Annotated in this window: 23 protein-coding genes; 20 read left to right on the top strand and 3 right to left on the bottom strand. The window is 35.7% G+C overall.

All coding sequences use genetic code 11. The features are described 5' to 3' along the window. Positions 1-198: 198 nt before the first annotated feature. The 3 genes from AAEU33_RS06660 to AAEU33_RS06650 all read right to left on the bottom strand — a co-directional run bounded on the left by AAEU33_RS06660 (position 199) and on the right by AAEU33_RS06650 (position 6175). The gene (locus tag AAEU33_RS06660; RefSeq protein WP_345991579.1) at positions 199-3681 is read right to left on the bottom strand and encodes a T9SS type A sorting domain-containing protein; all 3483 of its coding nucleotides are present in this window, start codon (positions 3679-3681) and stop codon (positions 199-201) included. A 350-nt stretch (positions 3682-4031) separates the two neighbouring features. Further along, on the bottom strand, positions 4032-5171 hold the full coding sequence (locus tag AAEU33_RS06655) for an EpsG family protein (RefSeq protein WP_228457003.1): 1140 nt from the start codon (positions 5169-5171) through the stop codon (positions 4032-4034). Beyond that, a complete protein-coding gene (locus tag AAEU33_RS06650; RefSeq protein ID WP_345991576.1) occupies positions 5168-6175 on the bottom strand; it encodes a hypothetical protein in 1008 nt (335 codons plus the stop codon). The genes AAEU33_RS06655 and AAEU33_RS06650 overlap by 4 nt, the downstream gene beginning before the upstream one ends. A 185-nt stretch (positions 6176-6360) precedes the next feature. On the opposite strand from AAEU33_RS06650, the gene AAEU33_RS06645 reads away from it, so the two are divergent. The 20 genes from AAEU33_RS06645 to AAEU33_RS06550 all read left to right on the top strand — a co-directional run bounded on the left by AAEU33_RS06645 (position 6361) and on the right by AAEU33_RS06550 (position 24150). Further along, positions 6361-10011 carry an MMPL family transporter gene (locus AAEU33_RS06645; RefSeq protein ID WP_345991574.1) on the top strand — a complete coding sequence of 1217 codons (3651 nt, stop codon included), beginning with the start codon at positions 6361-6363 and terminating at the stop codon, positions 10009-10011. 45 nt (positions 10012-10056) lie between these two features. After that, entirely contained in the window at positions 10057-10971 is a 915-nt protein-coding gene (locus AAEU33_RS06640; RefSeq protein ID WP_345991572.1) for a dialkylrecorsinol condensing enzyme DarA, read from the top strand. Between the two features lie 3 nt (positions 10972-10974). Then, positions 10975-12114, top strand: a complete 1140-nt coding sequence (locus tag AAEU33_RS06635) for a beta-ketoacyl-ACP synthase III (protein ID WP_345991570.1) — start codon at positions 10975-10977, stop codon at positions 12112-12114. After that, a complete protein-coding gene (locus AAEU33_RS06630; RefSeq protein ID WP_345991568.1) occupies positions 12114-12545 on the top strand; it encodes a hypothetical protein in 432 nt (143 codons plus the stop codon). Before AAEU33_RS06635 ends, AAEU33_RS06630 begins: the two co-directional genes overlap by 1 nt. Before the next feature lie 5 nt (positions 12546-12550). Beyond that, entirely contained in the window at positions 12551-12991 is a 441-nt protein-coding gene (locus AAEU33_RS06625; protein WP_345991566.1) for an ABC transporter permease, read from the top strand. A 13-nt stretch (positions 12992-13004) separates the two neighbouring features. Further along, complete coding sequence (locus tag AAEU33_RS06620; RefSeq protein WP_172281105.1) at positions 13005-13409, top strand: hypothetical protein; 405 nt, start codon at positions 13005-13007, stop codon at positions 13407-13409. Positions 13410-13468: 59 nt separating this feature from the next. Continuing rightward, complete coding sequence (locus AAEU33_RS06615) at positions 13469-14464, top strand: BtrH N-terminal domain-containing protein (protein WP_172281107.1); 996 nt, start codon at positions 13469-13471, stop codon at positions 14462-14464. Between the two features lies 1 nt (position 14465). After that, on the top strand, positions 14466-15224 hold the full coding sequence (locus tag AAEU33_RS06610) for an ABC transporter ATP-binding protein (RefSeq protein WP_172281109.1): 759 nt from the start codon (positions 14466-14468) through the stop codon (positions 15222-15224). Next, positions 15211-16479 carry an ABC transporter permease gene (locus tag AAEU33_RS06605; protein WP_172281111.1) on the top strand — a complete coding sequence of 423 codons (1269 nt, stop codon included), beginning with the start codon at positions 15211-15213 and terminating at the stop codon, positions 16477-16479. The genes AAEU33_RS06610 and AAEU33_RS06605 overlap by 14 nt, the downstream gene beginning before the upstream one ends. Then, entirely contained in the window at positions 16469-16897 is a 429-nt protein-coding gene (locus tag AAEU33_RS06600) for an acyl-CoA thioesterase (RefSeq protein WP_172281113.1), read from the top strand. The genes AAEU33_RS06605 and AAEU33_RS06600 overlap by 11 nt, the downstream gene beginning before the upstream one ends. Next, on the top strand, positions 16894-18027 hold the full coding sequence (locus AAEU33_RS06595; protein ID WP_345991562.1) for a beta-ketoacyl synthase N-terminal-like domain-containing protein: 1134 nt from the start codon (positions 16894-16896) through the stop codon (positions 18025-18027). Before AAEU33_RS06600 ends, AAEU33_RS06595 begins: the two co-directional genes overlap by 4 nt. A 10-nt stretch (positions 18028-18037) precedes the next feature. Next, on the top strand, positions 18038-18577 hold the full coding sequence (locus AAEU33_RS06590; RefSeq protein ID WP_345991560.1) for a 3-oxoacyl-ACP synthase: 540 nt from the start codon (positions 18038-18040) through the stop codon (positions 18575-18577). A gap of 53 nt (positions 18578-18630) precedes the next feature. After that, complete coding sequence (locus AAEU33_RS06585; RefSeq protein WP_172281119.1) at positions 18631-18888, top strand: phosphopantetheine-binding protein; 258 nt, start codon at positions 18631-18633, stop codon at positions 18886-18888. A gap of 3 nt (positions 18889-18891) precedes the next feature. Continuing rightward, positions 18892-20091: a beta-ketoacyl-[acyl-carrier-protein] synthase family protein gene (locus AAEU33_RS06580; RefSeq protein WP_345991557.1), complete on the top strand. Its 1200-nt coding sequence runs from the start codon at positions 18892-18894 to the stop codon at positions 20089-20091. Further along, entirely contained in the window at positions 20088-21149 is a 1062-nt protein-coding gene (locus AAEU33_RS06575) for a beta-ketoacyl synthase chain length factor (RefSeq protein ID WP_345991555.1), read from the top strand. The genes AAEU33_RS06580 and AAEU33_RS06575 overlap by 4 nt, the downstream gene beginning before the upstream one ends. Positions 21150-21307: 158 nt before the next feature. Next, positions 21308-22060, top strand: a complete 753-nt coding sequence (locus AAEU33_RS06570; protein ID WP_345991553.1) for a polysaccharide deacetylase family protein — start codon at positions 21308-21310, stop codon at positions 22058-22060. Continuing rightward, a complete protein-coding gene (locus AAEU33_RS06565; protein WP_345991551.1) occupies positions 22057-22683 on the top strand; it encodes an outer membrane lipoprotein carrier protein LolA in 627 nt (208 codons plus the stop codon). Before AAEU33_RS06570 ends, AAEU33_RS06565 begins: the two co-directional genes overlap by 4 nt. Next, positions 22649-23284 carry a hypothetical protein gene (locus AAEU33_RS06560; RefSeq protein ID WP_345991549.1) on the top strand — a complete coding sequence of 212 codons (636 nt, stop codon included), beginning with the start codon at positions 22649-22651 and terminating at the stop codon, positions 23282-23284. Before AAEU33_RS06565 ends, AAEU33_RS06560 begins: the two co-directional genes overlap by 35 nt. 3 nt (positions 23285-23287) lie before the next feature. Beyond that, positions 23288-23659, top strand: a complete 372-nt coding sequence (locus AAEU33_RS06555) for a 3-hydroxyacyl-ACP dehydratase (RefSeq protein ID WP_172281131.1) — start codon at positions 23288-23290, stop codon at positions 23657-23659. 5 nt (positions 23660-23664) lie between these two features. Next, positions 23665-24150: a hypothetical protein gene (locus AAEU33_RS06550; RefSeq protein ID WP_273649915.1), complete on the top strand. Its 486-nt coding sequence runs from the start codon at positions 23665-23667 to the stop codon at positions 24148-24150. The last annotated feature ends 1 nt before the right edge of the window (position 24151 follow it).

Here is a 24151-nt window from a genome sequence, read left to right as displayed (position 1 = left end):
TGTTTAATTTAAAAATGAAATGACTTTACAGGGCATTTATATACTGGTTTTATTCTTTTCAATCAAGTGATTGACTTAAAATTAATTTAGTAAAACACATCTTAATAGAATTTTTCACCTATTATTATAAGATCGGTAAATAAAGTAGTAAAAAATAAGCTGTCTCGTGATTGAAACAGCCTATTTATATTTAAATTTTTATTCTTTTATAAGCTTAATAATCTTATCCGAATTATTTATCCGGATCAAATATATTCCTGATGTCAATGCAGATAGATTAGTCTTATCATTTTCAAATTTTCCGGACATGATCAGTTGTCCCGACATATTATATATCTGATAATAATATCCTCCGGTAGTCTCCGGTGCCTTGATATGAAGTTCACTTTTTACCGGATTAGGAAAAACAGAGACCTGCTCTTTTCCCATAATATCCAAAAACTCATCTTTATTTAAAGGTGTTGCAGCTTTTGTCGCTGACAAAGATGTAATCTGAAGTTTTGTAATTACCCCTTCTTCATTTCCGTCTTCATCATATTTAACCTTTACACAACGACAGCTCATTCCAAAATAAGGGTCGTTATTATCATGAAAAGCCATAATACGGTTTGAAGAGGAAGCTGCATCGAATAACATATTTACAGAACGCCCCGTATAATTCGACGCCAATGCACCGGTCCAGAATCCGGGATATTGATAATTAAGGACGTTATAAGTTCCCTGGGCAGATTGATTCCCTGTAACACTTCTGAAACCTCTGGATCCGGAATTAGGATAATTGCCGACAGGATATGCTGACTGATTGAACATATAGCCAATCGTAGTTGTCGTGCTTGGATTTCTGACTCTCACTCCCTGATAATCGTTAACTATACTATACATGGTTGCAACATTTTTATCCTTTTTATACCATGGAGTCATTCCAAAATCTTTACCGGAAACAATTGCAACACCAGACACATCAGGAATTCTCCAGCCTTCCGGACAAGGATCAAACGGTGATTTCACACCTCCTCTTCCCCATCTGTCCGGCGCCAGATTCGGTTCAGTAGATAGCCAATCCGTTCCATTTGTATAATTAGGTGTACTGCTATTATAGGGAGCAAAAGTACTTGGAATCATATATACTAAAGGATTTCTAACAGAATAAGACAAGATTTTCGAAATTTTGTCAGACACCTTATCTGTATCCAGGAGATTTGCATTCGCAGCATAAGTATTATAAGGAACAATATAACTTCCGGACATATTATTATAAGTAGACGCAGCAAGGGTAGTATAACTAATCGTTCCGGTTGCTAAAACATTCCCAAGAAACACATTGTATGACCCTCTGTTATCAGCATACTGGAATGTTGGAATAGGATCTTTTCTTCCCCACTGATAATGAAGCCCAGTGGATGCCCTGATTCTGGATAATTCCGCAGAGGTAGGGGTAAGATTATTTACAACCATCGGAAATGCATCCGTTGCCCCCAGATTTCTGTCCATAAATTCGGTCCGGAAGGGAATATCTGCTTTATCTACATAATTGACATAATTGGTGGCATTTCCGGCCGGCAATTCTGTTGTATATTGAAGACTGTTCACGGGCGTGTCAGTAACCCAAATATGCCAGCTCCAGTAAACAGGATTAGTGATATTGCCATTATGAAGAGTAACCACCGCATTTCCACTTTGATTGGGATTAATTGCAACTACAATTTTAGACCCGCTTAAACCGCCCAGCGACGCAGGAGAGGGATTAGCTATTGATACATTACTAATTAAACTTGTATTAGTTGTCCAAAGTACATTTACCTTAAGGTTGTTATAATTGGAAGGATCAAGAATCTCCTGATTATTAAGAAGCTGACTTTGAACTGAAAATGCTTTACTCACTGGAATCTCTATGGTAGATACAGTCGTCGCCTTAACGATCTGATAAGTATTCGGATTATTTAACCCTTCAAGATATTCATTGGAAATGTTTAAAAATTCAGTAGGAAAATCATAATTATCCACCACATACAAAGGATCTTTTACGCAACGGCATCCATTAGCTTCTGAAGTATTCATTGTTGCTAACGGCACATATTGAAATCTACCTTTTATCGTAGGGAAATTTGAATCCGGAATGTCAGGCTGGGCTTTATCCGGAATCATATATAAGCCTCTTGCAACAGTAGCAGGAGTAGCATCAAACTGTCTGGCCATCGTCGCAGTCCATATGTTGGTATGGTGCTGGTCCGCATATTGTCCGGCCTGTGTTTCAATAGCTACCTGCCCCGTTCCGGGAAACAATCCCATATCGTAACCTCCGACCTGAGAAAGGTCAAATCCGATATTGGGATACAATTTAATACCCTTCATAAATAAAGGCATATTCATATCAGTGGGTTTTATAATATGGTAGCCATTGGATTCAAAAGCATTTTTTCCCATATTAGTTCTTACTCCAAAGGGAGAAAAATCGGTCCTGATATCATCCACATAATTTGCTGAGGCAAGATTAGCAACCAAAACCGATGGAATCCGCCATCCGTTGGGACAAGGATCATAAGATGACTTATCACGGTACGGTTGAGCTGAATCATCAGTGGTATAAGTTGCGTTTATTTTCCCCTGTGAATTGTCTGACCATAGATTAAGCTCAGATAACTGGTAGTCTTTAAAATTAGAGGATTTTCCAAACCAGTTAACCATCAGATTAGCATTGTTATTATAATATGCGGGACCAGAGTTATCATCTTTATTCACATAGATAAGACTCAAAGGATTTTTTACAGAAAGCTTGATATTATTGGTCACTTCAGCATTGGATAATAAAACAAACTTCCTGAGATCATCAATTTTAATGGCATTAGTAAAATTTTTTGCTCCCCGGTGCCTTATTCTTCCGATAGATCCTGATACTTCATAGAAATCATTACCCCTGTATACCAGAGAGGGTATCGGGTCTTTTCTACCCCATTGATAGAGTAAGCCTAAATTTCTGTTCCATTCTGTTCCTGTGATCGTTCCGTTTACAGAGCCTAAATCCCTATCCATCCACCTCCAGTCAGAATCAGGGATCTGTTCAATCACTCCATCGTTCCTCTGTCTTTTAATTGTTTCAAAACTTTTATAGGCAGATCCGTTAGTGGGATCATCAGTAACCCATACATGCCATGACCAAAAAATTTCGCCATTTATTCTAAATGCTATTACAGCATTTCCCTCTTTTGATTTATTTACAGGAACTTTAATTTTGGCATTCTGCCCCGTATCAAGTACTTCAAGAGCGTAATTACCTCCACTTATTATTAGCCCAGGAACATCCTCCCATAATACATCAGCCGTTAATTTTCCTTCGGGAATACCTTCACTTCCTAAATATTTATCATCTTCCCACATGGCATAGGCTTTTCTGACCGGTATAAGCAGACCGGCATATTCCTGGTTAGGATCAAAAATATAACTATTGGGCGCCTTAGTCCAATCTAAGGCAAGTGGGTTTACTTTACTTTTTACATTAAGCTGGGATGAAAAACTTTGGGTATCAGCAGAATTGATCACTCTTTGATCATAGTTTTGTGGTATCCTGACCAAAGAATCGTTAACTTTTGTGTAGTGATCACCTGGCCACTCATCATCTTTATCATATCTATACCCATTGCTACAATAGGCACTCACTGACACAAGGCAAAAAATTGCCGTCATTTTTTTTAGTATACTGTTTCTCATATCCTTAGGTTTGGTGTAGAAACACCAATACAAATTTTAAGCCCGCATCAATAAATAGTGATTTATATTATAAATATATATTTAATAAGTTAATTATTATATAAATACTATTAAATAAAACAATTATTTATAGATATTCTATTTTGATTAAAACAGCACAAAACTACAATATTATTGTATTGAATTTTAAATTTGTGGTATATTAAGTTCACAAATAATAAGGCAAAATACAGCCTGGAGCGTAAAGAAACGAGCATTGATAAGGGATAACAGAAAAAAGACGCATCTTTAAAGTGCGCCTTTTTGTCAATACATTTACTTTATTGTTAAGGTAAAATATGATTTTTATAGAGGTCAATGGTGAACCTACCTGCAATAATATTTCTGAAACTGGAAAATACCACGAAGTTGAATATGGTCAATGCAATGATAAAGGAATATATTAATCTCTTTTTATTAGCCGAAACAACATACATTGCATTAGGAATCAATACAAATGAGAAACCAATAAACGCTCCCGCAAGCCTGGATGAGAACACCGGATTGTTTCTGAATATGAAATAAAAACAGATTCCAATGACAGCATAGTTCCTGTGATATTCATAATATGGATATTTTTCCTTCATGGGAGTATCAAATGCAAATAAAAAGAATGTGAGAATTGCCATTAACGCTTCGGGAATACCAAATCCCCCATTTAATCTTTGCGCCGTCTCATCCACATATCCGTTAAAACCTTCCACAAGCATACTATCGGAGGCAATATTACTCAAAAAGTTACCAAAAACCTTATACACTTCGAATGGAGACAAAAAGATCGAAACAATAATAGACACCAGCATCATTGTTTTATTTAAAGGTATGCGTGCAACCCAATACATGGGTAGAAATATATAACATACATTATGAATCCCTGAAGCTATGAATACAAAGAATAAATAATGCCATAATTTTCTTTCTTTGATATACCTGATTGCGAAGTATATAATAAAGGTTCCAAGATTCTGCCTGATCTGTCCACTTTCTCCAATGAAGAAATTGGGAATAAACATAAACAGCGTAAAAGTAAATGGATAAAAAGTATTGTCTTCTGTATATTTTATCTTAAAAAATATAGCAAAAATAGCAATAACGAGTGTCAACATATAAAACGGAGCATTGAACACATTAAGCATGATCTTATTGATCAACGCATATAACCATTCTATATCAACATTCTCTGAACCTTCTATGTGAAGGGCTTTTAAAAAGATACTCCAATATTCTTTTGTATCTGAATAGATATAAATTCCTCTATAACTCCCATAATCCGGCCCAACGCTATCTCTGAGCCCGGCAATAATAATCAGGTAAACCCCTAAAAACCAAAACCACTTTTTATCAACTTTATTTCCAAAGACCTCCTGCACGCTAAAAATAAGCATGTAGATCATCGCAATGATGTAATATGGATGCAATAAACTCATGAGAGGATCAGGGAATTTTTAAATTGATGATAAGCCACTACAATCCCTGTCAGAATAAGTGGAAGGAAAAGCCTCACCTCCCAGTAAAGTCCCACCATGGTAATCATAGCAAGATAAGGCAATGAGAAAAATAAATACTTTTTAAATATCGTTTTATTGTCAGCAGATACGCCCAACAGGTATACAAAATACAAGACTATGGATCCAAATAACAGCCCCGCCAGATTGAACGGGCTTTCGAAGTTCCTGTTGATATAAAAGCCTTCTACAAAAGTGGTTTCCTGAACAACAATCATTCTCAATCCTAAATAGGCTGTTAAAAAAGAGATCACCAGAGGAATCGTTTTTGCGACCATTGTATAATTTCCTTTTCTGAGATCATCCATATCCAGGAAGAGCGCAGCAAAAAAAGCAATATTCAGACAAGCTGTCTCCCTAACGAACGTCGAAAGAAATATTAAAGCAATTAAAATATAAAAATATGCCGTCTTATTTGTATGAAAATATTTTAATGTTAAAAACACTCCTGTCAGATAACAAAAAAGTGCCATCATATCACAATTTGTAGGTGCATATTGCGTGATTACAATAAAAAACACGGCCAGCAGATGAATAACTCTTTTTAGATTGATGTTTACAAGAAGTGAAACCGGCTTCATGGAAAGTAGTTTATTAAAAACAACGGAAGAAAGAATAAAGAAGAAACTGTTCATCAGAAAAAGACCATGATAAAATGCAGTTCCGTTTTTATGGAGAAATTTCCGAAAAAAGCCCAGATAATTTTCAATAATATATCCCACAATGTCCGTAAGATACAAACTGAGATAGTTGGGAAGTACCCGATAAGCATAGACCGATGAAAACAAATAATCGGGCGGCCTTTCTGCTGTTTTCAATCTTGTGTAGGAAGACTCAAATCCATAATAGGACATTGAGAACAGCAAAACCGGAAGTATTATCGTAAATAAAAATCCGTTTATTTTTTCATCAAATATTTTCAACATATCAAAACAGCTTTTTATTCAGAATAATTTTGTTTTAAAATATATTATTAGGAGGGACATTTGCAAAAGTATAAGTTTTTTTTATTTTACCTAAACATTTTATTGATTTTAAAATAAACTTACGGGGTAAAAGTTTTGAACTAATACTTAAAAAATTAAATTTGCAAACTTGATTTTTTAATGCGATGCATCGTTTTTTTATATTTTTATACTATTTAATCTCCAAAAACAGAGTTCTATCTGCATTATTTGCAGTGGGAATTGCTTTGGTTTGCCTGTTTTTTGCATCAAAAATAAATTTCGAGGAAGACATCAATCAGATCATTCCTAAAAGTGAAAAATCTGATCTTACTGCAAAAATTCTTAAACAACTTAATTTTTCAGATAAGATCATCGTCATCATTGAGAATAAATCTTCGGAGGATAATTTTCAGCTTTCTGAAACCGCCAATACTTTTCTGGAAAAAATTTCTCCTTTACAAAAGTATGTCGGAGCGATTCAGGGAAAGGTAAATGACAGTGAAATTTCCGAGACTTTTGATTTTGTAAATCAAAACCTCCCTTTGTTTTTAGATGAAAATGACTATAAAGAAATCAACAGGAAGATTCAGAAAGACAGCATTGCAAAACAGGTAGAAAACAATTACATTTCTCTTGCTTCCCCAACAAGCCTGGTGACAAAAGAATTTATAAAAAAAGATCCTCTCGGAATTACTTTTTTAGGCATTAAAAAATTGAATGCACTTAACGTCAGCAAAGATTTTAAGCTGGAGGATAATTTTATTGTAACGAAAGACGGAAAAAATTTATTACTTTTTATTGATCCTAAAAACAAAAGTAACGATACTAAAAACAATGAATTTTTTGTAGACCAGCTCAACAAAATAAAGGATGATCTTAATAAAGAATTTAAAGGAAAAACAGAAATCAGCTACTTTGGTTCACCCGTAATTGCGGTTGCAAATGCTGAACAGATAAAAAAGGACATTCAGAATACAGTAATGATTTCCATGACTGTACTGCTGATCCTGCTTATTTATTATTTCAGGAATTTCTTCACTCCGATTATTGTTTTTCTTCCTACGGTATTTTCTGTTCTGCTGGCACTGCTTATATTATATTTTATTAAGGATAAGATCTCAGCAATTTCATTAAGTGTCGGAGCAATCCTTATCGGAATTACAATAGATTATGCCTTGCATATTCTTACACACTATAAACACAATAATAATATTGAAGAGCTCTATAAAGAAATTACCCAACCTATTATTTTAAGCAGTGCTACCACTGCGGTTTCATTCTTATGTCTTGTCTTCGTAAGATCGGAAGCCTTAAAGGATCTGGGACTATTTGCTTCCATAACGGTAATGCTTTCTTCCATTTCAGCCCTGATTATTGTTCCCCAACTATACCACACTAAAGAAAAAGGGAAAAAAGCAAGCACAAATTTCATTGACAGGATCGGCTTTTATCCCTATGAAAAGAACAAACCCCTAATTATAGGATGCTCCCTGGTCATTATTGCCTGCTTATTTGGATTCAGGCACGTGGGTTTTAATGAAGACATTGGAGATCTAAATTACATTCCAAAGGATCTGAAAATAAGTGAAGCAAAATTACAGAAGCTTTCAGATATTACTTCAAAATCAATCTACACCATTTCCTATGGTAATTCTGAAGAAGAAGCATTAACCCGAAACACCCAACTGAACCAATTTCTGGAAAAAGAAAAAAAGGAAGGAAAAATCCTGAGCTATAATTCTCTGGGCAATGTAGTCCTGTCTGAAAAGGATCAGCAAAAAAAGATTGAAAACTGGAAAAAATTCTGGAACGACCAAAAGAAAAATCAAACGGTTTCAGAATTGGTAAGCAATGGAAACAAATTTGGATTTAATAGTTCAGCTTTTAAGCAATTTACAGAACTTTTAAACAAAAACTACTCCACCCGCAGCATTGAGGATTATGAAAAAATAAAAGCATTACAGGTATCTGAATTTTTAAGCAATGAAAAAGGATTTTATACTATTTCCAATATTATAAAAGTGGATGAAACTAAAAGAGATGCCTTTATCAGAGATGTAGAAAAAAAGCAGGATGTTCTTGCTATTGACCGCCAGCAAATGAATGAGAATTTTCTGGGATTATTGAAAAGAGATTTCAACACCCTGATCAATTATTCACTACTCGCCATCATCCTTACTATTATTGTCTTTTTCAGAAATTTTGAACTCACTGTCCTTACCATGTTCCCTATTGTATTAACAGGAGTGGTTACAGCCGGCATTCTTTATTTCTTAGGGCTGGAACTCAATATTTTCAGTACTGTAGTCTGTACCCTCATCTTTGGAGTCGGAGACGATTTCAGCATCTTTCTGACAAAGGCTATGCAAAAGGAACATACTACAGGTAAAAATGAACTTCCTACTTATAGGATCTCAATCATTTTAGCTGTTTTCACCACTATTTTATCGATCGGCTCATTGATTTTTGCCAAGCATCCGGCATTACACTCTTTGGCACTGGTGGCTTTAATAGGAATGTTTTCGGTTATTATCATTACTTCTACTTTGTATCCGTTCTGGTTCAGACTTTTAATTATTAACAGAGCAAAAAAGGGACTTTCTCCTATTACTTTTAGATTATTCCTTCACTCCGTGGTATCGTTTGCCTACTATGGGCTGGGAGGATTTCTTTTTTCCTTGTTTGGAGCTTTTTTTGTTAAAAATGCCAGGGGAAATACACTCAGGTATATCAAAATATTCATTGCCCGGTTTTTAACTTCTGTTTTATATAGTAATCCATTTGTAAAAAAGACGGTGATAAAAAATCCTGAAGAAGATTTCAGTAAACCTGCTATTATTATTGCCAATCATACTTCATTCCTGGATACACTGGCTCTGGCAATGACCAATTACAAGATTGTATATCTTGTAAATGATTGGGTGTATAACTCACCTATTTTTGGAAAACTTGTAAAGGCATTAGGTTTTTATCCGGTTTCCCAAGGTATTGAAAACGGAATTGACAAATTAAAAGAAAAAGTACAACAAGGATATTCGCTGGTAGTTTTTCCGGAAGCAGAACGTTCTTATACGAATGATATTAAAAGATTTCATAAAGGAGCTTTCTACCTTTCTGAGCAATTGAATCTGGATATTTTACCCGTGTATATTCATGGTAACTCGGAAGTATTGCCAAAAGGAGACTTTATCATTTATGATGGAAGCATTACGGTAAAAGTAGGAAATCGTATCCATCAAAATGATGAAAGTTTTGGGTCCACGTATTCTGAACGAACAAAAAAAATAAACGCTTATTTCAGAGAAAAGTTTTCAAAGCTAAGAGAAGAGCTGGAGGATGAGGATTACTTTAAAAAGAAGCTGTTTCTGAGCTTTTTGTATAAGGAAAATGAGATTGTAAAACAGGTTAAAGAAGATTTCAGGATCAATAAATCTGCTTACTTTGAATTGAACAAGCATATTCCAAAAGACGCAACGCTTCTTCATATTGCAGATGACTACGGCCAGATTGATATCCTACTTTCTCTTCAACAGGCAAGCCGCAAGATATTCAGTTTGATTCCTGATATTGAAAAAAGAGAAATCGCTGATCATAATTATCTCGTTAAAAAAAGAAAAATAAACTATATATCCACAATTTCAGAGATTAATAAAAAGGTTGGTATACTTTTAGTTTCCAGTGATAACTATGCTTTAAACAGTATTGATCAGCTTCCTGATGTTATTATTTTCTTCAATATTAAAAACTTATTGTTTCAAAACGACGAATATAATTTATATTTTAGTTCAGAATCAATTAAAATCTATAAGAGATAACAGATAAATTATAAAATTATATTTTTGTAAACAATAAAAATTTCCATGCAGAAGAACATACTTGTCTTATACTATACACAAACGGGCCAATTAGAGGATATTGTAAAGAATATTGCCCAGCCTTTTGAGGATAAAAAGGACGAATATAATGTCACCTATTATAGCATTAAGCTTAAGGAAGACTTCCCTTTTCCATGGCCAGGTGATGTTTTTTTCAATACATTCCCGGAGTCTTATTTACAGATCCCAAGAGAAATACTTCCTCCGCCAGAAGAAGTATTGAATAAGAAATTCGATCTTATTATTTTCGGGTACCAGGTTTGGTATTTAACTCCCTCAATTCCAATTATCTCTTTCTTAAAAAGCGGTTATGCGGAAAACATTTTAAAAGACACTCCTGTTGTTACTGTTTCAGGGACCCGAAATATGTGGATGCTTTCGCAGGAAAAGCTTAAGGTATATTTAAAAAACTTAAATGCAAAACTGGTCGGAAACATTGCATTGGTAGACAGACATGACAATTATACCAGTGTATTGACTATTTTGCGCTGGTTGACAACTGGAAAAAAAGAAAAATCGGGAATGCTTCCGGCAGCAGGAATTTCCGATGAAGAGATTGCCGGAGCCGGAAAATACGGTAACATCATCAAAAGGCATTTCGATAATAACCACTATGATAATCTGCAACCTGAACTGGTAAAGAACGGAGCTGTAGAAATCAGACCTTTTTTAGTAAGGGTGGAAAAAGTAGGGAACAAAATCTTTACTGCATGGTCTAACCTTATTATCAGGAAAAAAGAAAAGCGACCAATGCTTATCAAATTCTTTAAGGTATATTTGATGGCAGCGATATGGATTATTTCCCCTATTGTTTTAGTTTTTCACATATTGTTGGCACCTCTTTTGAGATCTAAAAGAATGAAAGAAAAAAAATATTTACAAGGAATAAATTTAAAATAAGAGATGAACGACGTATTTATAACCAAAGCTTCAACATACTTACCCAATGATCCGGTTTCTAATGATGAGATGGAAAGCTATCTTGGCTTGGTCAATGACACCCCCTCTAAAGCAAGAGCTTTGATCTTAAGAAATAATCAGATTAAAACAAGATATTACGCTTTAGATAAAAACAGCCAACCTACCCATACCAATGCTCAGATCACAGCAAGAGCTGTAGAAGGGTTGTTTGATGAAAATTTCACGAAAGATGATATTCAGTTATTATCTTGTGGAACTACTTCTGCAGATCAGATTCAGCCTTCTCATGCTTCGATGGTTCATGGAGAGCTGAATGTGGGAAAATCTATAGAAATCAATACCTCAACAGGACTTTGTAATTCAGGAATGAATGCCTTTAATTATGGTTTTCTTTCTGTAAAAGCCGGTGTACGTGATAATGCGGTTTGTGTAGGTTCTGAGAGATTTTCGGCCTGGATGACAGCAGATAAATTCAATCACGAAGCAGAAAACCTGAAACTACTGGAGGAAAGACCTATTATTGCTTTTAAAAGAGAATTTTTAAGATGGATGCTTTCCGATGGTGCAGGTGCTTTATTATTAGAAAACAAACCAAGGGAAAACAGCATTTCTTTAAAAGTAGAATTCATCGATTTCTATTCTTATGCACATGAAATTGAAGCTTGTATGTATTCCGGCTGTGAAAAGCAAGAGGACGGAAGCTTAAAATCATGGGCAGATTATCCATCTGATGAATGGCTGAAGCAGTCTCTTTTTGCATTAAAGCAGGATACAAAGCTTCTGGATCAATATATATTAGTAAAAGGAGCAGAAAGTTTAAGAGCTTCTTTCGACAAGCACCAGCTAGACCCTCAAAAAATAGATCACGTCCTGGCACATATTTCATCCGGTTACTTTAAAAATGGGCTTAAGGAAGAATTTGCCAAAAAAGGAATGGATTTCCCATGGGAAAAATGGTATTATAACCTTTCCGAAGTAGGAAATATTGGAGCTGGCTCTATTTTCATTGCTTTAGAGGAACTGATGAATTCAGGAAAACTGAAAAAGGGAGAAAAAGTACTTCTTTGTGTTCCTGAAAGTGGAAGGTTTGCTTACTCCTGTGCATTATTAACGGTTTGCTAATGGAAATCAATCTGCCAACATCTGACAAAAGTTTTGTGGAAAGTTTAATTCCACAGAGGTTTCCTTTTGTCATGGTGAATGAATTAACTGAATACTCTGAGAATCATTTGGTCTCGGGTTTTACGATAAAAGAAGACAATATCTTCCTGCAGGGTGGAATCTTTCAGGCATCGGGATTGATCGAACATCAGGCTCAAAGCGTAGCTTTGCATACAGGCTATAAGTATTACCTTTTAGGTAAAGAAGCTCCAACGGGTTATATAGGAGCCATCAAATCTTTTGACGCGGAATCTTTACCCAAACTTGGAGATGAGCTAAAAACAGAAGTGGCAATCCTCAACGAAGTAATGGGAGTTACATTAGTTAACTGTATTACGAAACTGAACGGACTAACTATCGCAAGCTCTCAAATGAAAACTGTTGTAAAATAATAGCAATGAAAATTAAGGAAGACAATATCATCAATATCCATAACTTTTTACCTCATCGGGAACCGATGCTGATGGTGGATTATATTCTGGAATTAACAGAAGAAAATGTGATCACTTCCTTTCTGATAACAGCAGATAATATTTTTGTTCATAACAATGAACTTGTAGAAGCAGGGTTAATCGAAAATTCCGCACAAACATGCTCCTCTATTGTAGGCCAGAGTTTTTTTGAAGGGCCCGAAATAGAAACAAAAGTGATCGGATTCATTACCAATATTAAAAAAATCGACATCTTTTCATTACCGAAAGTGGGTGATACGATCATTTCGAAGGCATCGCTTATTTCCAAATATGAGAATATATGCAATATCTTCTGCGAAACTTTTAATAATGATGAATTATTGATAAGAGCTGAAATCAATCTGTTTATTCAAAAACTATCATAATAAAAAACAGACTATGAAAAAGCAGGATCTTCCACAGGACGAAAGTAATCTGAAATCAGCGAACATGACCGAAGTGGTATATGTTACCGATGAAAATGACAATTATACAACAGCAAACAGTATTGGCTGGGAAGCCAAAAAGCTTGCCCTTGACGAATCCATGGCTCTTATTAATGAGAGGATAGAAGAAGCCCGGCAAAACGTTGCTGCTCAGACCGTAAGTCCCATCATTTATTTCATGGAATTAAATAAAATGGATATGGCTGTCCTTTCTGCATATGTCGGAATGTGGCAGTGGCGGATAAAAAGACATACCAAACCAAAAGTATTTAGAACACTAAGCGATACTGTGCTGAAAAAATATGCTGATGCATTTGGGATCACAGTAGAAGAATTAAAAAATTTCAATGGAAGATAATAAGATAAAGTACATAATTGATACTGATTCTATCTTCCCTGAAATAAAAAAATATAAGGATGAAATTGAATTTTGAACACCACCAAACCGCTCATTGCGAAAACGGTGTTGCCTCTAATTTATTACTCTATAAAGGTATAAAATTAAGCGAACCTATGATTTTCGGAATAGGTTCGGGGTTATTTTTTGTGTATCTGCCTTTCCTAAAAGTAAACTTTGCACCGGGCTTTAGCTATCGTCCGATGCCAGGTGCTATTTTCAGCAAAGCAGCAAAAAGATTGGGTATTAAAATTAAAAGACAAAAATTCTCAAATCCTAAAGATGCCCAGGTAGCATTAGAAAAAAACTTAGAGAATAATATCCCTACAGGACTTCAGGTCGGGGTTTTTAACCTTACGTATTTCCCGGAAGAATATAAATTTCATTTTAATGCGCATAATCTTGTCGTTTATGGAAAGGAAGACGGAAGGTTTCTGATCAGTGACCCTGTAATGGATTACGTAACCACATTATCTGAGGCTGAACTCGAAAAAGTAAGATATGCAAAGGGAGCATTACCGCCAAAAGGCCACATGTATTATCCCGTTTATATCCCTGAAAACATCCATTTGGAAGAAGCCATAAAAAAAGGGATTAAAGACACCTGTAAAAATATGCTTGCTCCCGTGCCTCTCATAGGAGTAAAAGCCATGAGATGGGTTGCGAAAAGTATTCCCAAATGGGCCGAGAAAAAAGGAACGAAAGTGACCAATCATTATTTGGGGCAATTAATAAGAATGCAGGAAGAAATAGGAACCGGTGGTGGCGGATTCAGATTTATTTACGGAGCTTTTTTACAAGAAGCAGCAGAAATTCTTAAGAATGATCAATTAAGGGAGTTGTCAAAAGAAATTACAGCCATAGGTGATCTATGGAGAGACTTTGCTGTGGATATTGCCCGCGTTTATAAAAACAGGAATTCAAAAAGCAATATTTATCAGGAACTTTCGAAATCAATGCTTCATATAGCAGATCTTGAAGAAGCTTTCTATAAAAAACTAAGAAAAGCAATCTGATATGGCAGAGCATATTATTGAAATTAAAAATCTTTATAAAAAATACAAGAACTCTGATGAGTTTTCTGTCAATGATATTTCTTTAAATATCGACAAAAACGAAATCTATGGAATTCTTGGGCCAAACGGTGCGGGAAAAACGACCCTCATTTCCATGCTTTCGGGACTGATCAAGCCCACTTCCGGCCAGTTTACCATTAATGGTCTTTCACCACAGAAAAACAGTTTTAAAATAAAGCAGATCATTGGAATAGTTCCTCAGGAATATGCTCTTTATCCTACCCTTACTGCAAAAGAGAATTTGTTATTCTTTGGAAGCTTATATGGGCTCAAGCATAAAGCACTTCATAAAAGCATTGATGAATCCCTTGAAATTATGGGATTATCAAAATTTGCCAATAAAAAGGTAGAACAATTTTCAGGAGGTATGAAACGTCGTTGTAATCTTATTGCGGGAACACTTCACAATCCTAAAGTCCTTTTCCTGGATGAGCCTACCGTAGGAGTAGATGTACAATCCAAAAAAGTGATCATTGATTTCCTTCAGGAACTCAATAAAAACGGAACCTGTATTATTTATACCTCCCACCATCTTTCAGAAGCCGAGGAATTTTGTACAAAAATTGCCATTATCGACAGAGGGAAGATCCATGCTACAGGGACCCCGGAGGAGCTTGTTGCACAGATAGCTTCCGCCGAAAATCTGGAAGACGTTTTCATTTCATTAACCGGAAAAGAACTAAGAGATGTTGTTGTATAAATTGTGGAGAAGTTTTATTAAAGAAATCCTTTTATTAAAAAGGGATATCGGAGGGATCGTTATTATTTTTGTGATGCCTTTGCTGCTTATCGTTACTATTACATTGATTCAGGATTCGACTTTTAAAAATCTGGAAGGATCCAAAATACCAATCATTTTTATCGATAAGGACAAGTCTGACGTTTCTCAAAATATAAAAAAGGAACTGGAAAACAGCAAGACATTTCAGCTTCTGACCCATTACAACGAAAAGTCCGCTCGGGACGCCGTTTTTTCAGGCGAATATCAGATGGCCATTGTCATTCCTGAAGACTTAACCAAAAACCTCAATTCCAATATAGAATCCAAAGTTCAGACGATCGTAAGTTCTTTCGGACTGGAAACAGACTCCGCAGCTGTAAAAAAAACAGCTCCAAAGACAAAAGATATTCATTTATATTTTGATCCTGCAACCAATGCAGGCTTCAAAAACTCCGTGATGAATTCTGTGAATAAAATGATCTTTGAGATTGAAAATAAAAAAATTTACAAAGCTTTCCAGGATCAGCTCGGAACAACAGAAAACCTGGAAGAAAACAAGAATCTCATCAGCTTTAAAGAGATCACTCCATCGAAAGGCAATGTGGAGATAATCCCGAATTCTGTTCAGCATAACGTTCCTGCATGGACATTATTTGCTATCTTTTTCATTGTAGTCCCTCTTTCCATCAATCTGGTTAAAGAAAAAAGCCAGGGCACCAGTGTTAGAGCCAGAGTGAGTCCAACACCTTATTATATTCATATTCTCGGTAAAACATGTACTTATCTGATCATCTGTATGATTCAGTTTTTACTGATGGTTGCTGTAGGTATATACCTTTTCCCGTACATGAATCTTCCGGCTTTCGATGTGTCGGGAAAAATGTTCCACCTTATTGTGGTTACTTTATTTGCCGGGCTTGCCGCTATTGGGTTTGGAGTTTTATTGGGAACCATTGCAGATACTCAGGAACAGTCTGCACCTTTTGGCGCAACATCTGTTGTTGTATTGGCTGCTATTGGTGGAATCTGGGTTCCCGTGTTCCTGATGCCTGAATTTATGCAGCATATGGCCAAGTTCTCACCTATGAACTGGGGACTTAATGCGTATTACGATATTATTTTAAGAAACAGTGGAATCACCGATATAGCGAAAGAGCTTATTTTATTATTTTTATTTTATATCGCTATGGTCACAATTTCTATTTTTTACGAAAGGAAAAAAAATGCAGTCTAAAGAAAAAAATATTACCTTTTCTGAACAAGTCAGAGTAAGATTCAATGAAACAGATCCTTTGGGAATTGTCTGGCATGGTCATTATATTGTCTATTTCGAAGACGGAAGGGAAGCTTTTGGAAGAGAGCACGGACTTTCGTATCTCGACATCCAGAATGCCGGTTACCTTACTCCTATTGTAAAAAGCACATGCGAGCATTTTCTTCCCTTAAAATACGGAGAAACATTCAGGATAGAAACTACTTTTGTGAATTCAGTTGCGGCAAAACTGATCTTTACTTATGAAATATTCAATCAGGACAATAAACTGGTTTGCAAAGGCGAGACCATTCAGGTATTTTTAGATAATGACGGAAATTTATGCCTCTATAATCCCGACTTCTTTCAGAAATGGAAAGATAAAATGAAATTGTCATGATGAAGGAGATTTACATAATTGATTATAACTGCGTCACTCCGCTGGGTATGAACCTCAATGACAATTGGCATGCTCTGTTGCAAAACCAGTCTGGAGTTGCTCAGCATTCAATTTTAGAGAACCAGGAAGCAGTATATGCTTCAATGGTGGATACGGAAAAATTAAATACGGAATTCAACAGTCATTTTACCGACCAGAATTTCACCCGATTGGAAAAAATGTTCCTGTTGTGCTTAAAACCTTTAATAGAAAGGCACGACATTACTACAGAAACAGCTTTTATATTATCTACCACAAAGGGAAATGTGAGCTTACTAAAGAATCAACCTTCTTTACCAGAGGGGGCATTTCTTTCTGTCCTGGCACAAAAGATCGCTGATTTTTTTGGATTTAAATCAAAGCCCATTGTTGTTTCTAACGCCTGTGTTTCAGGAGTGATGGCTATTGGCGTAGCTAAAAACCTGATTCAATCGGGAAATTATAAAGATGCTTTTGTCATTGCAGGTGATGAAATCACGGAGTTTGTTATCTCCGGTTTTAACTCTTTTCAGGCTCTGGCAAAAGAACCTTGCCAGCCTTATGACAAAAATCGAAACGGAATTAATATCGGAGAGGCTGCGGCAGCGTTATATATAACTTCCGGGGCAATTTCTCCTTATCAGTTTAGGTTTAAAATTCTCGGAGATTCTGCTATTAATGACGCTAACCATATTTCAGGTCCCTCAAGAACAGGAGACGGACTGTATAAAAGTATCAGGAATGCCATGGCAGAGGCTAAAGTAGCTGCCACTGATATTGATTTTATCTCTGCACACGGAACAGCAACCCTGTATAATGATGAAATGGAAGCTATTGCTTTTAACAGAATGGAGCTTCAACATGTCCCGTTGAATAGTATGAAGGGGTTTTACGGACATTGTCTTGGTGCATCGGGATTATTAGAAAGTATCATTTCAATGGAAAGCGCTTTACACAATACCCTTCTTCCCTCCAAAAACTTTAAAGAGATGGGTGTCTCCCAACCTCTGCATATCATAAAAGAACAGCAACACTCAGAAATTAAATATATTTTAAAAACCGCTTCTGGTTTTGGAGGATGTAATGCTGCAATTGTTTTAGAAAAATGTTAAACCGGATAAGATGAAGAAAACAGCTGTTTGCACTATAGAAAATTCTACAATTACCATGAACGGGAATATGGTCTTCTCAAATCAGGAAACAACATTTCAGGAGTTTGCTAAAGAAGCCTACAAGAACCTTGATCTTAATTATCCTAAGTTCCATAAAATGGATCCGCTAAGCAAACTTGCTTTTTTAGCCGCAGAAATGCTTCTAAAAGATGAGGATAACAGCAAAACCGCTTTGGTTTTTGCCAATAAATCATCAAGCCTGGATACGGACTTTAAATATCAGGAAAGTATTAATTCCAACGAGAATTATTTTCCCAGCCCTGCGGTCTTTGTGTATACATTGCCTAACATTTGTGTAGGAGAAATAAGTATCCGACATAAAATGCAGACTGAAAATGCTTTTTTCGTTTTAGACGAATTTGATGAAAATTTTTTAAACAATTATGCCCAGCAATTACTGAAGTCCGGAAAAGCAGAAAATGTATTGTGTGGCTGGGTGGAACTATATCAGGAAAGTTATAAAGCTTTTGTATATTTGCTCGCATTATAAAATATCATTGGTAATCTGGCACATTGTTATAGGGTTACCTTAAAATAATAATTATGGAAGATTTAAAATTAGAATTAAAACACAAAATTATAGAAGTTCTTAACCTTGAAGATGTAGCTGTTGAGGAAATCAAAGACACAGACCCGTTATTTGGTGGTGGTTTAGGATTAGACTCTATTGATGCGTTAGAACTGATTGTTCTTCTGGATAAGGATTATGGAATAAAATTAGCTGATCCAAAGAAAGGAAAAGAAATTTTTCAATCTATCGATACGATGGCAAAATTCATCGAAGAAAACAGAACAAAATAATTAATGGGTCATAAAATTGCCATAACAGGAATGGGCATCATTTCTTCCGTTGGCAACAACGTGGAAGAAAATTTTATTTCGCTGACAACCGGCCGGCATGGCATTTCGGAAATACAAATGTTTGAAAGCCGCCATGCAGGACACATTAAAACAGGTGAAATAAAACAGTCTAATGAAGAACTTGTACAACACCTTCAGCTGAATGAAGACAACAATGTTACAAGAACCTCTTTATTAGGAATGATTGCCGCAAAAGAAGCTGTAGAAAATGCAGGAATTTCCGATATCAATGCCTTCAGAACAGGCCTGATTTCCTCGACAAGTGTCGGAGGAATGGATATTACTGAAAAGTATTTCTACAACTATGAAGACTTTCCTGAAAAGCAAAAATATATTGATGCTCATGATGCAGGAAACTCCTCTTTAGCCATTGCAGATTATCTGGGCTTAAAAGGAATGGTATCAACAATAAGTACCGCATGCTCATCGGCAGCGAATGCGATCATGATGGGAGCTAAGCTTATTAAAAATGGGGTGCTGGATCGTGTGATCGTAGGGGGAACAGATTCTTTATCCAAATTTACACTCAATGGGTTTAATACCCTAATGATTCTTACTGATTCTTATAATACTCCTTTCGACCAGAACAGAAAAGGTTTGAATCTAGGTGAAGCAGCAGCTTTTCTGGTGCTGGAGTCTGATGAAGTTGTAAAAAAAGAGGATAAAAAGGTTCTTGCCTACCTTTCAGGTTATGGAAATGCTAATGATGCCCATCATCAAACCGCGTCTTCTGAAAACGGACAAGGCGCTTATCTTGCGATGCAGCAGGCATTAAAGGTTTCCGGAATCGACAAAGAGGAAATTAACTACATCAATGTTCATGGGACAGCCACTCCCAATAATGATCTGTCGGAAGGAATTGCAATGATCCGTATTTTCGGAGAAGGAAATGTTCCCGAATTCAGTTCCACCAAAGCTTTTACAGGACATACATTAGCCGCTGCAGCAGGAATAGAAGCAGTTTATTCCATTTTAGCCATTCAGCACGGCATTATATTTCCGAATTTGAATTTTAAAACTCCTATGGAAGAATTCAACCTGGTTCCGGTTACTGAACTTAGGAAAAAGAATATCAACCATGTCTTATCCAACTCATTCGGATTCGGAGGAAACTGTTCAACCCTAATTTTCTCCAAGCCATGAGTTCAGTGTATATCAATGGGGCTTCATGTATTTCGGTACAGGATACATTAGCTGAAGATTTTTTTGGTCAGTTCAAACCTGAAAACTCTGTACCAATTGTAAAAGCAATAGAACCGGCATATAAAGAATTCATTCCCGCAGCAATGATCAGGAGGATGTCTAAAACGGTAAAAATGAGCTCGGTCGCATCTCACTACGCCTTGAAAGAGGCTGGAATAGAAAAACCGGATGCCATTATTGTAGGAACCGGAATGGGCTGTTCTCAGGATTCTGAAAAATTCTTAAAAAATGTAATCGACAATCAGGAGGAATTTTTAACTCCAACTTATTTTATTCAGTCGACGCACAATACCGTAGCCGGCCAGATTGCTTTGGCTCTACAATGCCACGCTTATAATTTTACTTATGTCAATACTTCTTCAGCTCTAGAGTTTTCCTTACTGGATGCCAAACTTCAGCTTACCGATGATGAGGCTGAAAATATACTTGTTGGCTCTACGGATGAACAGACTGAAAGAACAATGGAACTTTACCAGCTCCGCCACATCATTAAAAAAACCGAACATTTTCCTGTTGATTTTTTAACATCAACAACAAAAGGTGTACTATGGGGTGAAGGTTCAAGCTTTTTTGTTATTGGAAAAAATAAGACGGAAAATTCTTATGCCCAGATCAGGGACATTCAAATAACCAATAAACTTGAACAGCAGGAAACCGAAAGCTTTATTGAAGCTTTTCTCGTGAAGAATAATTTTTCTCTTACCGATATTGATGCCGTAATTTTAGGATTCAGTGGCGATCAGGAATCGGATACGTATTATAAAACAGCAATAAACCTGTTTCCTGAATCAGCATTGCTATATTATAAACATTTAAGCGGAGAATACAATACGGCAAGTGGTTTTTCAACATTTATGGCATGTCATATTCTGAAAAATCAACAAATCCCGGAGATCATGATGATCAATTCTATAAAAAAGAATGCGATTAAAAATGTGCTTTTGTACAATCATCTTTTAGGAAATGATCATAGTTTGGTATTGTTAGAAAAGGTATGATAGGATAAAAGGACGGAATTTTTAATCTTTACATTTCAAAATCGTTAAATTGTAAGCGGGTAACACCTTGTATATTCTCAATTTTTTGGATTTTTCGTTCGGCTGTGTCAAACCCCGAATAAAAAATTTTAGATTGGAAGTTCAAAAAAAACAATACAATGAAGCATTATTCAATGATCCTGTTTTATATATTCTGTAATGTATTTATTTATGCATTTCACGGGAGCTTTTGGGTATATGTATTCTGCTTTTTGCTTTTTTCGGCATTTGTGGTTTGGGGTTCCTTTGATATTAAGCTGGGCTATTTTGTGAATAGCATTACCCATAAAAAAACAAAAGTTAAAGAGGTTGCCCTTACTTTTGATGACGGACCGACTGAGTTTACCCCTCAATTTTTAGATCTGCTTCAGGAACATCACATCAAAGCAACATTTTTTTGTATTGGAAAACAAATTGAGAAATATCCTGATACGTTCAAAAGGATTATTGCTGAAGGTCATAGCATTGGAAACCATACGTATACCCATTCTAACTCAACGGGTTTTCTACCGACAGCAAAAATGACTGATGAAATAGCAAAATGTGATGAAATAATTGCATCTGCGGGAAACACAACAACCGTATTATACAGGCCTCCATTTGGAGTGACCAATCCTTCCATAGCTAAAGCAATTAAAAGAAACGGAAAAATAAGTATCGGCTGGAATGTACGATCGCTGGACACCGTTATAGAAGATGAAAGGAAAATCTACAAAAGGATTACATCTAAAATAAAACCCGGCAGCATTGTGCTTCTTCACGACACTTCAGAAAAGACGTATCGTGTTTTGGTAGATTTATTGCTATTTTTGAAGGATAAAAAGTATTCTGCCTTTACTATTGATTCAATTATAAAATCAAATAAAAAATGATTAAAAATATTGCTTTTGGAGCATTTTTATTGGTTTCAGGTTTCTTTTTTGCTCAAAACACAGCAATGACAGGAACCGAGGCAAAGGCGTTTGTAATGAAGGTATCATCTGAAACACAACAAATCAAAACGTTGCAGAGCGACTTTACCCAAACCAAAAAAATGGATTTCCTGGATAAGAACATTGTCACCTATGGTAAGATGTCTCTTAAATCGCCCAATATGCTAAGCTGGAAATACACCAAGCCTTATCAATACAGCATTGTTTTTAAGGAAAATAAAATCTTTATCAATGATCAGGGGAAGAAATCCTCTGTTGATGCAAAAAGTAAAACATTTGAAAAAATTAACAAACTTATTGTAGGAAGCTCCAATGGAAAAATGTTTAGTGATCCCGAATTCATCGTCACCTACTTCAAAAGCTCTGCTTACAATATTGCAAAATTTACTCCTAAATCTGCTCAGCTCCTGAAGTACATCAAACAGATCGAGTTATATTTTCCTAAAAATGAATCCACCGTTGCCCAGGTCAATATGCTGGAAGCATCGGGAGATACAACGAATATAGTTTTCAAAAACACAAAGATCAATGCCCCGATTTCTGCATCAGAGTTTTCTTTATAGTACTCTTCTACTGTTTTTCATATCCTGTAAGACCTATCAGCTTACTGATGTAAAACCTGCACCAGGCACTGAGAAATCTGTTGAGAACTTATATTTTTCTTCAAAAGAAGATTATGTGTATAAATGCCAGATCGATATTTATAAAAATCACGTGAGTGGAATTCTTATCATAAAAAGGATCAACGAAACGACACATCGCGTGGCATTGACATCAGATTTTGGAAATAAACTTATAGATTTTGAAATTTCAGATCAAGATTTCAAAATCAATTATATCATTCCTGATCTCGATAAGAAAATCGTAAAAAACTTCCTGAAGAATGATTTTCAACATCTTTTGAAGCAGACCTATCCGGTACAGGAAAGTTTTGAAAATGATCAATCAAAGATTTTTGTCTCTCAGGAAGACCACAACAAGTATTATCTGTTTTTTGATAAAAAGGACGGCTTGCTTCATCAGATCATGTATACAAGGAATAATAAAGCAAAAATCGATTTTAGTTTTGAAGCAAAAAAACATATATTCGCGGATAGTATCAATCTTCAACATAAAGATTTCAAGATCAATATAAAGTTAGTTCAAATAACAGAAACCGAGTAACAGATGCAAACCATTCTTACAGACTTTTATACTCTAAAATCGTACGACAAAGCGGAAAACGGAAGCTTCGTTGCCCATATCAGATTAAACAGTGATCACGAAATTTTTAAGGGACACTTCCCGGGAAATCCGGTTACGCCCGGAGTGTGCATGATGCAAATTGTAAAAGAACTTACAGAAGAGATCACCGGTTCAAAGTTGTTCTTAAAAACAGCTTCCAATGTGAAGTTTATGGCCATCATTAATCCTTTTGAAACACCCGACCTTACTGTACAGCTCGATATTAATGAAGGAGAAGATGAGATTAAAGTAAAGAACACGACTTTATTTGGCGAGACTATTGCATTAAAGATGTCTGTACATTATAAAAGATAGAAATTATGAAATTCATCTTATCGCTGGTAGCCGTATTTACATTTTTCTTTCAGTCCTCTGATCTGGAGTCATTGAGAAACAGCTATGCGAAAGCCAATCAATCGAACGCCAATACTCAGTCCTTTATCAATATCGCGGAAAAACAGTCTTCAACTGATCCCGTTATTTCCGGTTATAAAGCAGCTGCACAAATTATGGAAGCAAAGGTAACCACTGAAAAAGGAAAGAGAAAATCTTTTGTAAAAACAGGTGCAACAAGTCTTGAAAGTATTATTAAAAATAATCCTAACAATATTGAATTGAGAGTGATCCGCCTGAGCGTTCAGGAAAATATTCCTAAAATTGTAGGATACCATTCCAGTTTAAAAGATGATAAATTATTCATTCTGAACAATTACAGCAAGCAGAATCAGGCTTTAAAAAGCTATATTCAGAGATTTGCAGCGCAGTCTAAAACTTTTACTCCAGCAGACAAAGCTTCATTAAAATAAA

It is taken from the genome of Chryseobacterium sp. Chry.R1, from assembly GCF_039645525.1.
In the GTDB taxonomy this organism is placed as follows: Bacteria; Bacteroidota; Bacteroidia; order Flavobacteriales; family Weeksellaceae; genus Chryseobacterium; species Chryseobacterium proteolyticum.
The sequence above is the reverse complement of the archived record's forward strand: the minus strand, read 5'-3'. Positions and strand labels throughout refer to the sequence as shown.

Excerpts from the sequence above, each read along its gene's own strand:
- AAEU33_RS06660 (WP_345991579.1), bottom strand. The coding sequence starts at position 3,681 with ATGACGGCAATTTTTTGCCTTGTGTCAGTGAGTGCCTATTGTAGCAAT.
- AAEU33_RS06655 (WP_228457003.1), bottom strand. The coding sequence starts at position 5,171 with ATGAGTTTATTGCATCCATATTACATCATTGCGATGATCTACATGCTT.
- AAEU33_RS06650 (WP_345991576.1), bottom strand. The coding sequence starts at position 6,175 with ATGTTGAAAATATTTGATGAAAAAATAAACGGATTTTTATTTACGATA.
- AAEU33_RS06645 (WP_345991574.1), top strand. The coding sequence starts at position 6,361 with ATGCATCGTTTTTTTATATTTTTATACTATTTAATCTCCAAAAACAGA.
- AAEU33_RS06640 (WP_345991572.1), top strand. The coding sequence starts at position 10,057 with ATGCAGAAGAACATACTTGTCTTATACTATACACAAACGGGCCAATTA.
- AAEU33_RS06635 (WP_345991570.1), top strand. The coding sequence starts at position 10,975 with ATGAACGACGTATTTATAACCAAAGCTTCAACATACTTACCCAATGAT.
- AAEU33_RS06630 (WP_345991568.1), top strand. The coding sequence starts at position 12,114 with ATGGAAATCAATCTGCCAACATCTGACAAAAGTTTTGTGGAAAGTTTA.
- AAEU33_RS06625 (WP_345991566.1), top strand. The coding sequence starts at position 12,551 with ATGAAAATTAAGGAAGACAATATCATCAATATCCATAACTTTTTACCT.
- AAEU33_RS06620 (WP_172281105.1), top strand. The coding sequence starts at position 13,005 with ATGAAAAAGCAGGATCTTCCACAGGACGAAAGTAATCTGAAATCAGCG.
- AAEU33_RS06615 (WP_172281107.1), top strand. The coding sequence starts at position 13,469 with ATGAAATTGAATTTTGAACACCACCAAACCGCTCATTGCGAAAACGGT.
- AAEU33_RS06610 (WP_172281109.1), top strand. The coding sequence starts at position 14,466 with ATGGCAGAGCATATTATTGAAATTAAAAATCTTTATAAAAAATACAAG.
- AAEU33_RS06605 (WP_172281111.1), top strand. The coding sequence starts at position 15,211 with ATGTTGTTGTATAAATTGTGGAGAAGTTTTATTAAAGAAATCCTTTTA.
- AAEU33_RS06600 (WP_172281113.1), top strand. The coding sequence starts at position 16,469 with ATGCAGTCTAAAGAAAAAAATATTACCTTTTCTGAACAAGTCAGAGTA.
- AAEU33_RS06595 (WP_345991562.1), top strand. The coding sequence starts at position 16,894 with ATGATGAAGGAGATTTACATAATTGATTATAACTGCGTCACTCCGCTG.
- AAEU33_RS06590 (WP_345991560.1), top strand. The coding sequence starts at position 18,038 with ATGAAGAAAACAGCTGTTTGCACTATAGAAAATTCTACAATTACCATG.
- AAEU33_RS06585 (WP_172281119.1), top strand. The coding sequence starts at position 18,631 with ATGGAAGATTTAAAATTAGAATTAAAACACAAAATTATAGAAGTTCTT.
- AAEU33_RS06580 (WP_345991557.1), top strand. The coding sequence starts at position 18,892 with ATGGGTCATAAAATTGCCATAACAGGAATGGGCATCATTTCTTCCGTT.
- AAEU33_RS06575 (WP_345991555.1), top strand. The coding sequence starts at position 20,088 with ATGAGTTCAGTGTATATCAATGGGGCTTCATGTATTTCGGTACAGGAT.
- AAEU33_RS06570 (WP_345991553.1), top strand. The coding sequence starts at position 21,308 with ATGAAGCATTATTCAATGATCCTGTTTTATATATTCTGTAATGTATTT.
- AAEU33_RS06565 (WP_345991551.1), top strand. The coding sequence starts at position 22,057 with ATGATTAAAAATATTGCTTTTGGAGCATTTTTATTGGTTTCAGGTTTC.
- AAEU33_RS06560 (WP_345991549.1), top strand. The coding sequence starts at position 22,649 with ATGCCCCGATTTCTGCATCAGAGTTTTCTTTATAGTACTCTTCTACTG.
- AAEU33_RS06555 (WP_172281131.1), top strand. The coding sequence starts at position 23,288 with ATGCAAACCATTCTTACAGACTTTTATACTCTAAAATCGTACGACAAA.
- AAEU33_RS06550 (WP_273649915.1), top strand. The coding sequence starts at position 23,665 with ATGAAATTCATCTTATCGCTGGTAGCCGTATTTACATTTTTCTTTCAG.